This window comes from Clostridium hydrogenum, assembly GCF_021432385.1.
Taxonomy (GTDB): domain Bacteria; phylum Bacillota; class Clostridia; order Clostridiales; family Clostridiaceae; genus Clostridium_S; species Clostridium_S hydrogenum.
Window position 1 is genome coordinate 770,010 of the sequence record NZ_JAEACT010000002.1, and the last position, 13,028, is coordinate 783,037.

Genomic DNA, 13,028 nt, shown 5'->3' on the forward strand with positions numbered 1-13,028 from the left:
TAAAAACCAAATTATGTTTTTTTTCGACATTAAAATTATTTATTCATAAATTTAATTTTTAAAATTCAAGTGGTTTATCTTCAGTTACTTAAGTTTTTTAAATAAAATATAGCAAGCTGAGTTCTATCTCTAAGCTCCAATTTTTCAAGCAAGCTAGTAACATAATTCCTTATAGTTCCCTCTCCCAAATGAATTTCTGCTGCTATTTCTTTATTTGAAAGACCTTCGCCTATAAGCTTTAGCACGTCCATTTCTCTCCCTGTTAATTTATATTTATCTACATTTACATCCTTTTTACTATCTTCTTTAATTAAAGAGGATATAGTCTCTGCAACATTTTTTTCAAAAACCATATTTCCTTTTATAACTGCCTTAAGGCTGTCCACAATACTATCTGAAGATTGATTTTTAAGTATATATCCTTCTGCACCATTTTTGATTGCCTCTTTTATATACTCATCATCCTTAAAGGTTGTTAATATAACTACTTTTATATCCTTAAAGCTTTCTTTTATAAGTTTTGTACCTAAAACGCCATCCATAATAGGCATTCTTACATCCATAAGCACTATGTCCGGCTTAAACTCTGTACACTTATCAAAGGCATCTTGCCCATTTGAAGCCGTTCCTACAACTTCTATTTCATCATCAAGTCCTAGTAATATACTTAAGCTTTCTCTTATAAGTGCATCATCATCAACTATTAGTATTCTCAAAAATCTTACCCCCTCTAATATCATGTGGAATTATGAAAACTACTATGAATCCATCTTCACTGCTTACACTTAAATTTCCTCCAAAATTTCTTACTCTTTCTCTCATCCCGCTTATACCGAGACCTTCCTTAAACTTTCCGGTACTAGCACTAACACCAACACCATTGTCTTTAATATATACTCTTGTGTAATTATCAGTTATATCTATATCTATATCTATTTTTGTTGCATTTGAATACTTTGAGGAATTTGTTAAAGCTTCCTTTATATTTACTGCTATAAGCTCCATATGCTCTGGCAACAGCAAATTAAGATTTCCACTATAATTAAATTCAACCTCGCAAAATTTAAATTCATCAATTATATTCACTATATATTGTATTCCAAGTTCTTCTTTTGGTTTTATATTATGTACAGTATCCCTAAGTACATTTAAAGAATTTGCTAGTCCTTCTATACTTCTTTTTAGCACTTCTTTAGCCTTATCTTCATCCTTGTCATAAAGTTTATCTACAACTTGAAGCTGCATGTATATTCCAGCAATACTATGACCTATATTGTCATGGATATTTCTCGCAATCCTATTTCTCTCATTAACTTCAGCTATATGTGCAGTTTCTTTGGCAGAGTTTAAAAGTCTCACCTTGGCACCTTCAAGTTCATATCTAAGTCGTCTTTCACTATCAAGAAGCTTTTTATAATTTTCTTCTTTAAGCTTTATCTTTCTAGATACATATGCTAATATCCCTAGTATTATATAATACATAACTATATTAAGATCTTTAAAATCACAAAAATATACAGTACCCGCAAAAATTAAAATAATTCCAAGATATGCTTCATCATATATAAAATCAAATAAAACTATGGCATATAAGAACATGAATTTTACATTTACTACTGCGGCTGCTGAAACAATTATAAATTCCAATATGCTCATATATTTAGATGTATAAAATCTCTCTTTTAAAGTGCAAATTCCCGCAATAATCAAAATTAAAGCTACAACATTATAATTTTGTATTTTACTAATCCCAGGAAGCACTACAACATTATAATTTTGTATTTTACTAATCCCAAGAAGCACTACAACATATATAAAAAATGCTATCTTTATAATATAAGAAAATACCTTATCCATAATATCTCCTTCATTAACTTACTATATCCTTTTTAGTAAACACACCAAGCAGCAAAAACACTATAGAAAACAATACTAATATACCAATGTCTGTTACTAAATACGTATAATTCGTTCCTTCTAAAGCCTCATAAGTTCCATTTGTAATCCAGGTTAGAGGAATAAACTGTGAAATAAACTGAAGCGCTCTTGGCATCAATTTTATATTCCAAAAGCATCCTCCAAGCATAGAAAGAGGAATAACTAATATACTTGGGACAACATCCTTTTTAACATAAGTTTCATTCATGTAATTTAAAAGAACTGCAAATGAAACTGCTGTAATTGAAAAAGTACTATACAGTAAAAGTAATTTAAAAATATATTTCATCATGACTAATTTGTATTCAATAGTTAATGCTATAAAAACCACAGCCACTTGTGATAATTCTAATAAAAATAATGTAAATATAATCTGAAGCATGTAACTTCTTATGGTTATTGGTGCTGCAAAAGTTCTAATTTTTTCCTTTTTATCATTCATAACTCTATTTGTCATATTGAGAGCATTATAAAGCATCAGCATTACAAGAAAATTAAGTGATATCACTATATTCTTTCTATCACTTGATTCTACTACTAAAGTTTTAAATTTATTTTCTGCTATAAGCTTATCTAATTTACTATAAAACGCACCATAATTTTCATTTGATTTTAACGCTATCTCATTAGCTTTATTCATAAATACTGATATATTACTATTTATCGCTTCGTAAAAATCGTTTTTATTATCATAGATAACCTTTATATTTGGCATTTCATTGTCAATTACTTTTTTGGTAAATCCCTTATCAATAATAATGCCATAATCTATTTCGCCACTTGCAATTCCCCCACTAATTTTATCCTCATCCAATTTTTCAGTTTTATAGCTATTATTTAAATTATTTATAAAAATATCAGTAAAATGTGTATTATCCTTATCCAAAATTGCAACCTTTAGCCTGGGCTCATTAAAATTTACTTTAACTACTAAAATTGAGATTATAACAGGTACAATAAACATAGTTAAAATTGCCCTTTTTCTATTTAATATTCTTTTCATATTAAACAAAAATACTGTCATTTAACCCGCCTCCTTGCTAAAAGCATTGTAATGCAAAACATTAATAAGGCTAAAGCTATAATTTCTACATAAAATATTTTTAAGTTTTCTCCATATCCATAAATAATTTTAAATATTATATTTTGTTCTGCATAGCTAGGTGATAAAATGCTCAATCTTTCAAGATCCGCGCTAAACATTCTTGTCGTTAGATATCCTCCACTTAAAAATGTGAAAACTACTATTAATGTTTCTGTAATATATCCTGCAGTCCCTCTATCTTTAGTTATTAAACAAATAGCCATTCCTGCGTTTACAGTTAAAAATGAGAATAAAAGCATTACAAGTGTCAATAAAATATAGTTATTCCCCCAATACGCTTTATAAACAAATTTAGAAAATACAATTATAACAATCGATACCAAAAACATCATTACAACTATTCCAAGCATCTTTCCAATAACAATTTTTTCTTTTTCCATAGGAAGGCTTACTGTTCTATTTATAATGTCCTTGTCATCACTTATAATATCTATTCCATACTCTCCCCCATACCACATGATCATTACAAGCATTGTAACAGCGTAATAATCCATTGCTGAAGGTTTTCTATTATTGGAATTAGAATTTATATTTTTTACACCTCTATCTATAATAACTTTATTTCCCGAGAAATTATATGAACTAATAAATAATTGAATTAAGGATGTATCTTTGACGTCTTCCTCATCAACGTACAATTTCTTACCCTTAACATCAAAAACGCCATAATACTTTCCATCCTTTAAAGCTGACAAAGCTTTTTCTTTTTGTTTTACCCAAGTAACCTTTATGTGCTTATTAGACTTTTCATTCTTCTTTAGAAAATCACTTACTGACTGATATTCTTTAAAATCGCTGGAATATACTGCTACAGTATCCGTAAAGCTTCTACTTGGTTCATAAAGCATCTTTAATGAATTTCCCAAAATTGGTATTAAAATTAAAGGAAGCAGTATCAACGGTGGAACGCAGTCTTTAAACTTTCTTTTAAAAGTATAATAGGCTATATGTAATATTCGCACGCTTTATACCTCCCCTTAATTTCCAAGTGATCTTCCTGTAAGCGTTAGAAATACAGTCTCGATATTAGGCTTGTCTATTAATATATCCATAATTTCAATTCCTTGGTTTACAAGCATATCTATTATCTTCCCTAAGTTTTTACTACCTTTTGCCGAAACTATATCTATATAATCTTCATTTATATTGCATTCTTTTACACCATACACTTGTTTTATTTTGTCAATTATTGTGTAATTTAAGCTTTCTGTTTTTATTCTTACCTTTTCCTCTGTTGATATCATGCTTTTTAGCTCGTCCTTAGTTCCTTTTGCAATTATTCTCCCTTGGTCAATTATTATTATATTTTTACATAACCTTTCAACTTCCTCCATGTAATGAGAAGTATATATTACTGAAACACCTTCTTTATTTAGTTTTTCAATCCCCTCCAAAATATGACTTCTAGACTTAGGATCTATTCCAGCTGTTGGTTCATCCATAATAATAAGTTTAGGCTTATGCACAATTCCGCACGCAATGTTAAGCCTTCTAAGCATTCCACCTGAAAAAGCTTCTGGCGACTTTTTTCTATCTTCCCAAAGCCCGCAAAAATTTAATGCTTCCTCTACATATTCTTTAAGCTTTTTTCCTCTAAGTCCATATATACCGCCAAAATACATTACATTATCATATGCATTTAAATCATTATAGACCGTTATATTTTGAGTAACTATTCCAATATATTTCTTTATACTAAGTTCATTAGTCTTTAAATTCTTTCCAAATACTTTAATACTGCCTGAATCTATCTTATTAAGACCAATTATACAATTTATAATAGTAGTTTTTCCTGCTCCATTTGGTCCTAGTAAGCCAAGTATTTCTCCTTCTTTTATATTAAAACTGACATTATCAACTGCCAAAAATTCATCATAACGCTTTACTAGATTTTTTATCTCTAATAACACAATACCACCCCTTACATCCTATTTTACCAAATAACACTCAAAATTAATATAAGGCATATTAAAGCCTTGTGTTTAAAAAAACTTTTGTATGATAAAATATAATATATAAAGTATCTGGAGGTGAAAATTTTGAATAGGGAATTTAATATCACAGGAACCTGCATACCAGAAAAACACTATATGGTTGATACCTCAAATAAACTGGATAAAATTTTTAAACTTATTGAAAAAGAAAAATATTTTATTATAAATAGACCAAGACAGTACGGAAAAACTACAACACTATTTTTATTAAATAAGAGGTTAAAAAATTCCGCTGATTATCTTCCAATAAAAATAAGCTTTGAAGGAATTGATTACACTTCTTATGAAAATGCAATTTCTTTTATAAACACCTTTTTACAAATGATTGCAGATAATCTTGAACTAAATGAAAAAACTTTAAGTGCTTTTGTAAACACTGAGTTAAGTAGCATAACCTCTATGAACCAGTTATCAAAATTCATAACTAAATTATGCAAAAAAGCCTCAAAGCAGCTTGTCCTTATGATTGATGAAGTTGATAAGAGTAGTAATAATCAACTGTTTTTAGATTTTTTAGGAATGCTTAGGAACAAATATTTACTTAGAAATGAAGGTGAAGACTTTACTTTCCATAGTGTAATTTTAGCAGGAGTTCATGATGTTAAAAGTTTGAAATTAAAACTCAGACCCGATGATGACCGCAAATTCAATAGTCCCTGGAATATCGCCTCTGATTTTGATATTGATATGAGTTTTTCAAGTGGTGAAATAGCTACTATGCTTGAAAGTTATATTAAAGATAAAAAGGTAAGCTTAAATAAAAAATTTTTTTCAGATAAACTTTATTTCTATACTTCTGGTTACCCTTTCCTAGTAAGTAAGCTTTGTAAAATAATTGATGAAAAGATTATGAATGAAAATGAACTTGAATGGAAGGAAGAATTTATAGTTGAAGCTGTAAAAGAATTATTAAAAGAAAACAATACAAATTTTGAAAGCCTAATTAAAAATTTAGAAAACAATTCAGAACTATATGCTTTTATAAAAAGAATAGTTTTAGAAAATGAAAACATAAGCTATGTAAAAACTGACGCTATAGTAAGTTTAGGCACTATGTATGGAATTTTAAAAGAGGAAAATGGAAGCTGCCGAGTAAATAATAGAATTTATGAACAGCTTATATATAATCATATGATGATGAAAGTTTTAAGAAAAGATAAAGCCTCATTAATGTCAACATATAATTATAAAGAAAACTTTATTAAAGAAGATGGAAGCCTAGATATAAAAAAGGTTCTTATAAAATTTCAAGCGTTTATGAAACATGAATATTCCGAGAAAAGGAACTCTTTTATGGAGGATGATGGCCGGTTAATATTTTTAGCTTTTTTAAGTCCAATAATAAATGGTACTGGTTTTGCATTTAAAGAAGTTCAGGGTGGCGAGGAAAAAAGATTCGATATCGTTATAACCTATGAGGGCAAAATGAACACATTAGAACTTAAAATTTGGCGTGGTGAAGATTATCACAAACGAGGTATCTTGCAGCTTGCAAATTACCTTAATCAATATGGACTGGACAAAGGTTATCTTTTAATATTTGATTTAAGAAAGCAAAAATTTAAAAATGGAAGCGTCGAGGAAATTACGGTTACTGTAGAAAATAGTGAAAAGAATATTATTGAAGTTTATTGCTAGGAGAAAACACTATTGTCGTTCAGCGAAGCTGACAACATATAAGTTTAAGATTTACCTAACGTAAGGAAAGGTAAATCCTCCTTCATTGTGCATTGATTAATAGTTAAAATATACCCTTAAAGCATTATTATAAAATATATCTTCCAACTCCCTTTCATTAAATAGTTTTGCATCTTTTAAATAACTAACAAGATTACTATATTCATCTAATGCTGCTGTCATAGGTGCATCAGTTCCCCAAATTAGCTTGTCCGTTCCTACAATATTTTTTGCTATTTTAATTGCATTTAGTGCGTTTGGGTATGGATATTTATCTGGTGCATTAATACTTGGCAATGCAGCTAAATCAAACCAAATATTAGGCAGTTTTAAAAGCTCCAAAGTTTTCTTTAGCCTATCTTCCATACCAACTCTTGGTGCAGTCAAATGGCAAACTACTATTTTTAAATTTGGATATTTAAGTGCCATGTTTCTTATTGCTTCAGGTTGGTAGCTTTCCATTGTAAAATCACCTATATCAAGCACCATGACCATATCATTTTCTGAAACCTTATGCCAAATATTTTTCATTTCTTCACCGTCTAAAAAAAATTTATAGTGATATCCCATCAGTCCGCCACCAGAACTAACTTCAAGCTTTAAAATCTTAAATCCCAACTTATTAATAAATCTATCTAATACCTCATTATAATTTTCTGCAAATGGATCTATTGTGCATGCTCCTACAAATCTATTAGGATATTTGGAGCACATTTCATATGTATATTCATTTTGAAAACCATATAAACTTCCCTGCATTAACACTGCTTTTTCAATATCATTATCATCCATAAGTCTTATGAGTGCTTCACCAGTAAAATCTTTATCTCCATATCCCCTTGGAATAAGCTTCATTATATCTCCATTTGCCCATCTTGCTTTTCCATCTCCAATTGCTCTGAGTTCGCCTCTTCTGCAAAATCCTGCAATTTTCTCTACTAAATGTACATGTCCATCAATAATTTTCACGTCCATCTTCCTTTCTAAAAATATATATTGTGAAACTATGTTAGCTACAAACTTTTAATTATAATTTATTACAATACTATTTCAACTTATTATATGAAATCAGTGCATTTTCCTGCATTGCCGGCATAAACAAATCCATTACTAGATGCACACTGCATAATATTCATTATGGGATATTCTTTTATAACTTCAACTCTATAAAGTTTCTCTCCTTTAAAAAAGCTCATAAAAATCACTCCCTATTTTCAATTCTTATTTATCTCATTAATTAACCTTTTTAATCCTCCAAATAAAAAATACATAATAATAAAAAAAGCAACAAAATCAAAGCAAAATTTTAATATTCCTTTTTCAGAATAAAATTTATTGCCATCAGATATATTAATCATTGCAGCTACAAATGCTGCTTCAATTAAACTTATATATAATTTTCCTTTTTTTAAATTAAATTTGTTCTTACATATTTTCATTTATTAAATCTCCCCACTTAATTTAAAAATCCTTATTTCTATGTAAAATACTTTTCTATATAATACACCTTTAATTTCTTAAATGGAATATATTTATAGATAGACAACTTAGAACATTGAAATTACAAATCCAAGTTTATCCTTACAAATTACAATTTAACATGATGAACCTGGTAAAATCAATTTTAACTTTTCAAATTCCTTATCTATAAGTAGGAGCTCTGCATAAAAAAATGATGCTATTAATCACATCATTTTATGCAGAGCTCCTACTCATTATTTTGTTTTGCATTACACATTATTTACTGTGCTTTTCAAACAATTCCTTTAATATTTTTACGTGATTTTCTTCATCAAAATAAGATGCTGCTATCATTTCTTTTGCTTCCTTTAGTCCAAGTTCACCAGCCTTTTCAGCTAATGCAGTTACACTTTTAAGTTCATTTGCTTCAACATTAAAAAATCTATTCAATTGAGCTATTACATCATCTACTACCATTCCATTTAATGCTGCATACATTCCAGCATGTCTTGCTTCATCTTTTGCAATTTTCTCTAATCCTTCTGCTATATCGTAAAGTCCCTTTTCTCTGCAAACAAGTGCAAGTCCATAATATATACCTACAGCACCAGATTCCCCTTTAAAGCCTCTTCCTATAAGTTCTTCTATTTCTGTTCCTTTAGTTTGGCCTATAAAATTTACTTTTTCCATATTTATTATCCCCTTTATAATTAATTTATCAAAATTAAATTGTGTACAATTGATTATGCTTTAATAATACCTCTATCCGATGTCTATGTCAATAGCTTTATTATTTTTTAGATTTTCATGCCAAAATTATTTACTTAATTCTCCCCATATGCTATTATTAATCAAAGTTTTACAATATTGGTTAAAATTTAAGAATGGAGTGCTACATATGAATGTCTTATATAAGAAAAAAGCTTTATTGCTCATTATAGGAATTTTTATATTTGATTTAGCCTTTTTAATTTTACTATACATTTTTCAACTCTATAAAAACAAAACTATATTTCCTCCTATAACATTATTCATCATATTGTTTCTATTCTTTCTTATAAAATGTTTATTAAATGTCTTTAAATATAAAAATTTATATGTTAAATTGAATGGCAATAACGTTTTTATAAATTACGTTTTAGGGACATGCTCTTTTAATTTAAATGAAATTGATTTTGTAACCATAGATAATAAAGTAATAAATATCTCCTCTGGAAAAACAAAATATAAAATTAAATTATCTCAAATATCAAATGCTGAGGCTATAAAATATTTAAAAAGTACTTTAAAAGAGAAGCACGATGTTAAGTAAAAAAAAATACTATTACATTTAAGTTAGTCTGGAGGCAAGCCCATGATTAAGTTAATCTTAAGCATAGCATTAATAGTAATAGGTTTTATTCCTGTAATCTTAGGAATTTTCCTAAATTCTAAAAAAATTCTTAAAATAACTACAAAAAATAAAATTATTGAAAAAAAAGATTTATATATAACCGTTCAGAGATGTCTTTATATGCTCTTTGGCATATTTTATATTTGCTTAGGGATTTTATTACTACTAAATTTTTTAGAAATTAATATTGTAATGTACCTATGTGTTTTTGTTGGAATTATTAATAGGTTATGTGATTATCAAATTGGAAAAAAACTTTAAAGGAGTAAATTATGAATTCAAATAATTTTAGAGATTTACTAATGACATTTATAGGATTATTCATAGTTATTGATGTAACATTTAAACTTAAAAAATTTAATAAAAAAAACTATTTTAAAATATTTCTATTAATTTTAGGAGGAAGTATTGTATTTTTAGGGGCATTTATTAATATTTCCTATATAATAAAGCAAGCATTATCAATGCTAATTATAATTCCTATATATATTATTTGGCTTTTTTATTGTATTTATTTTGTAATATTAAAAAGCGAAAAATAGTATTGCCATTTAATTTATATGCAATTGTAAGATATATTCTGTATTTAAAAAATTCTTAAGACAACAACATGGGGGATTTTATATGTTTTTATTTAATTTAATAATTTTTTTATTATCATATATTGTTTCATGTTATATCTTATATTTTATTACTTCAAAATTAAACCTAAAAAAATATTTTGTTAAAAATATCAAGAGGCAAATCATTGCATTAATAATGTGCATTATACTATGTTCATTTGGGAATCTACTCATTGACAAGTTTATCATTACGGGATACTGTCATATCATATTAAAAGCTTTATTACTTTCAGTTATTCCAATCACTCTATGTGTTATAGACCTTAATTCTTCAAAGAATAAGAAAACTTACTCATAATTTAATTTCTAAATCTTATTTTCCACTTTAAATTATAGTTACTATTTTTCTGGATGAAATAATCTTCTCATTGCTCCAAATGGAATATACATGATTATAAAAAATGCAACAAAGTCAAAACAAAAATTCAATAAACCCTTTTTAGAATAAAAATTGTAACCATCAGTTAAATTAATCATTACAGATACAAAAATTGCACTTATTAAACTTACAAATACCCTTTTTCCCCTTACATTGGATTTACTTTCACTCAACATAGTTTTTAAAACTCCACTTTTTATTAGGCATATAGTTAAACATATTGACCCTATAATAAATATAATCAAAACATCTAACCATTCATTTAAAGGTCTATTTAAAATTAATGATTTTATAACAAAATCAATCAGTAAAGCACTGTTTATTAAAATCAATGCTATAAAACTAGCTTTATATATTTCATAGTTTACTCTTTCATCATTAAATTTGCCTTTAAAGATTTTCATTTAATACCATCCTCCCGAAATAAGTCATTTAATGCTTTTCCTAACGCTTTACAAAGTTTATCTTTATAATGATACAAATTTCGCATTAAAGCAAGAAAAAACGTGATTAAAAATGTAAAAAATATCATAAAACTTTTTTTATGCTAATTTTTAATATTTTGGTGTCAAATATATTTATTCTCCAAATTATATGTAATATAATTAGCTATAAATAATTTAAAATTAATGGGGTATTTTATGAAAAAGTAAAATTTAAATAAAATTAAAGGAATGAGAATTGGGGAGATATCATGAATTTTAAACATTTTTTTAATTATGTACCTGGATTTAGATCCGGAGAAAAAATGAATATGATAATTGCAAGTATATATTATATTTTTTTTATAGCAATATTTATTTTAAGCTTATTATTATCTTCAGGTAAAGGGGCACATGCTTGTTTGTCTGCACTTCTTATGCCTTTTATGATATTTTCTTTTATGGATTATTATGCTAACAAATAATTTTAAATTTTATATAAAAAGAACTTTTATATTACAAAAAAGGATTGTTGCTTATGAATAAATTCACTAGGTGTGCTCCTTTGTGGTTACAATATAGGTAATTCAATTGGAGCAAGAAAAAAACGTAATGAAAATAATTATATCCATTAAGTTGCTTGGACTAGTTATTGTTTGGGAAACCTTACTCATAACATTTAATTGCTTAATGGACTATTTGCTACTACTGCCTCATCAGTATAATAGCTTGATCCATTGTTTTGGTTTACCCTTGAATCTGCACTGATGCTTACATTTGCATCAGCTTCATCAATCTAATTTTGAATAATCCCATTTGTCTTTTTTTATTCATCACTTACCTTTTGTGCTTCATCAAGCTTGTTTTGATACTCCTCAACATTTATCTAATAAGTAAAACCCATAGAATACCTTTTTTTGCATTGACCTAATAGGCTTTTTGTAACAATTATTTATAGTATAATGATGCCTATTTTTTTATGATATGTGATTATTTTCGAAAATAAAATATGTTTGGTATGAGAATTAGACAAAATGACATGAAAAGTTTTTAATGTTGCTTTTTTGCGGTTTGGTGCCAAATATATTTACATACTAATTTTTTGCATTTACACTATAAATATACCATACAGGATGCAAAAGATATGCGTGGAATTGATTATGTTGCAATAAACCCTAAAAACTTTAGTTAATAATATCTTAGTGCACTAAGATGTTTATTATAAATATATTTATAATATTCTAAAATTAAATGATTAAAAGGAGAGATATTTATGAAAAAAATTTTATCTATTATTTTAGCATCTTCACTTTCAGCATCATTAATGGCACCTATAATGAATGTTAAGGCTGCTGAATTGACACCTCAGTCAACTCAGTCTGTTGTAAATCAAAAAAATACTCTTAAAAATCGTATAATTACAGGTATTAACCAAAACAAAAAACTTAAATCACTTGTTAAAAATCTAGTTATCAGTAATGATACTATTACATATACTGATAGCAAAACAGGTAAGTTAGTTAAGATTGTATATGATGAAAACGAAAACAAATCAACAATATATGAAAATGGAACCATAAATGTATTAACAAAAGATAATAATGATAACGTATATTTGAATGGAAATCTTGTTGTTAAAGCAGTTAAATCAAAACAAAATAAAGAAATTACACCTGACGATTTGCAATATGTAACAACGTTTTATACCCAATTATCATATTATGAAGACGAGTCTTCTGCAGCAATAGGATTAATGTCACTTATGGGCGGACCATTTGGAGTTGCTATGGGGATAATTGGAGTAGGAATGGCTCTTGTTTCTCCAGCTTTACCTAATGAATATATTGAAATTGATCAATATTATAATGAAGGTGATGAATCAATAACAGACTATAGCTATTATTACAGAAATTCAGATTATACTGGATATATTGATTCTGACACAGATACATATTATCTGGAATTTTAATGTAAAATTTTGCTTATGATTATTTTGATTTTGAAGTTGAGTTGCAGAAAAACAGCTCAGCTTCAAG

16 protein-coding genes are annotated in these 13,028 nt (G+C 27.3%); 6 read left to right on the forward strand and 10 right to left on the reverse strand.

Translation table 11 applies throughout. The features are described from left to right. Positions 1-80: 80 nt before the first annotated feature. From CUEA01_RS03535 to CUEA01_RS03555, 5 genes are read right to left on the reverse strand one after another with little or no spacing between them, the layout of a single operon-like run. On the reverse strand, positions 81-716 hold the full coding sequence (locus tag CUEA01_RS03535) for a response regulator (protein WP_234118256.1): 636 nt from the start codon (positions 714-716) through the stop codon (positions 81-83). Continuing rightward, the gene (locus CUEA01_RS03540; RefSeq protein ID WP_234118258.1) at positions 697-1,857 is read right to left on the reverse strand and encodes a sensor histidine kinase; all 1,161 of its coding nucleotides are present in this window, start codon (positions 1,855-1,857) and stop codon (positions 697-699) included. The genes CUEA01_RS03535 and CUEA01_RS03540 overlap by 20 nt, the downstream gene beginning before the upstream one ends. Positions 1,858-1,870: 13 nt before the next feature. Next, positions 1,871-2,962 (reverse strand): ABC transporter permease, encoded by a 1,092-nt coding sequence (locus CUEA01_RS03545; RefSeq protein ID WP_234118260.1) that lies wholly within the window; start codon positions 2,960-2,962, stop codon positions 1,871-1,873. Beyond that, positions 2,959-4,005 (reverse strand): ABC transporter permease, encoded by a 1,047-nt coding sequence (locus CUEA01_RS03550; protein WP_234118262.1) that lies wholly within the window; start codon positions 4,003-4,005, stop codon positions 2,959-2,961. The genes CUEA01_RS03545 and CUEA01_RS03550 overlap by 4 nt, the downstream gene beginning before the upstream one ends. 15 nt (positions 4,006-4,020) lie before the next feature. After that, positions 4,021-4,953, reverse strand: a complete 933-nt coding sequence (locus CUEA01_RS03555) for an ABC transporter ATP-binding protein (RefSeq protein WP_234118268.1) — start codon at positions 4,951-4,953, stop codon at positions 4,021-4,023. A gap of 129 nt (positions 4,954-5,082) precedes the next feature. Between CUEA01_RS03555 and CUEA01_RS03560 the strand changes: the two genes are divergently transcribed. Continuing rightward, on the forward strand, positions 5,083-6,675 hold the full coding sequence (locus CUEA01_RS03560; RefSeq protein WP_234118270.1) for an AAA-like domain-containing protein: 1,593 nt from the start codon (positions 5,083-5,085) through the stop codon (positions 6,673-6,675). Between the two features lie 96 nt (positions 6,676-6,771). Here CUEA01_RS03560 and CUEA01_RS03565 read toward each other — a convergent pair whose 3' ends face one another. From CUEA01_RS03565 to CUEA01_RS03580, 4 genes are all read right to left on the reverse strand, one after another. Further along, positions 6,772-7,683 carry an amidohydrolase family protein gene (locus tag CUEA01_RS03565; RefSeq protein ID WP_234118272.1) on the reverse strand — a complete coding sequence of 304 codons (912 nt, stop codon included), beginning with the start codon at positions 7,681-7,683 and terminating at the stop codon, positions 6,772-6,774. An 89-nt stretch (positions 7,684-7,772) separates the two neighbouring features. Beyond that, positions 7,773-7,910, reverse strand: coding sequence for a hypothetical protein (locus tag CUEA01_RS03570; protein WP_234118274.1), 138 nt, complete (start codon positions 7,908-7,910; stop codon positions 7,773-7,775). A gap of 18 nt (positions 7,911-7,928) precedes the next feature. After that, positions 7,929-8,153 (reverse strand): hypothetical protein, encoded by a 225-nt coding sequence (locus CUEA01_RS03575; protein WP_234118276.1) that lies wholly within the window; start codon positions 8,151-8,153, stop codon positions 7,929-7,931. 298 nt (positions 8,154-8,451) lie between these two features. Next, on the reverse strand, positions 8,452-8,865 hold the full coding sequence (locus CUEA01_RS03580; protein ID WP_234118278.1) for a ferritin family protein: 414 nt from the start codon (positions 8,863-8,865) through the stop codon (positions 8,452-8,454). A 208-nt stretch (positions 8,866-9,073) separates the two neighbouring features. Between CUEA01_RS03580 and CUEA01_RS03585 the strand changes: the two genes are divergently transcribed. Genes CUEA01_RS03585 through CUEA01_RS03595 form a run of 3 tightly spaced genes read left to right on the forward strand, consistent with a single transcriptional unit; the run spans position 9,074 to position 10,110 of the window. Beyond that, positions 9,074-9,487, forward strand: a complete 414-nt coding sequence (locus CUEA01_RS03585) for a hypothetical protein (RefSeq protein ID WP_234118280.1) — start codon at positions 9,074-9,076, stop codon at positions 9,485-9,487. Positions 9,488-9,529: 42 nt separating this feature from the next. Then, on the forward strand, positions 9,530-9,829 hold the full coding sequence (locus CUEA01_RS03590; protein WP_234118282.1) for a hypothetical protein: 300 nt from the start codon (positions 9,530-9,532) through the stop codon (positions 9,827-9,829). A gap of 11 nt (positions 9,830-9,840) precedes the next feature. Then, a complete protein-coding gene (locus tag CUEA01_RS03595; RefSeq protein ID WP_234118284.1) occupies positions 9,841-10,110 on the forward strand; it encodes a hypothetical protein in 270 nt (89 codons plus the stop codon). 420 nt (positions 10,111-10,530) lie between these two features. Here the strand turns inward: CUEA01_RS03595 and CUEA01_RS03600 are convergent, their stop codons facing one another. Continuing rightward, positions 10,531-10,974, reverse strand: coding sequence for a DUF6773 family protein (locus tag CUEA01_RS03600; RefSeq protein ID WP_234118286.1), 444 nt, complete (start codon positions 10,972-10,974; stop codon positions 10,531-10,533). Between the two features lie 290 nt (positions 10,975-11,264). Here CUEA01_RS03600 and CUEA01_RS03605 point away from each other — a divergent pair, with 290 nt between their 5' ends. After that, positions 11,265-11,477: a hypothetical protein gene (locus tag CUEA01_RS03605; protein WP_234118293.1), complete on the forward strand. Its 213-nt coding sequence runs from the start codon at positions 11,265-11,267 to the stop codon at positions 11,475-11,477. 788 nt (positions 11,478-12,265) lie between these two features. Beyond that, positions 12,266-12,961, forward strand: a complete 696-nt coding sequence (locus CUEA01_RS03610; protein WP_234118296.1) for a hypothetical protein — start codon at positions 12,266-12,268, stop codon at positions 12,959-12,961. Positions 12,962-13,028 lie beyond the last annotated feature (67 nt).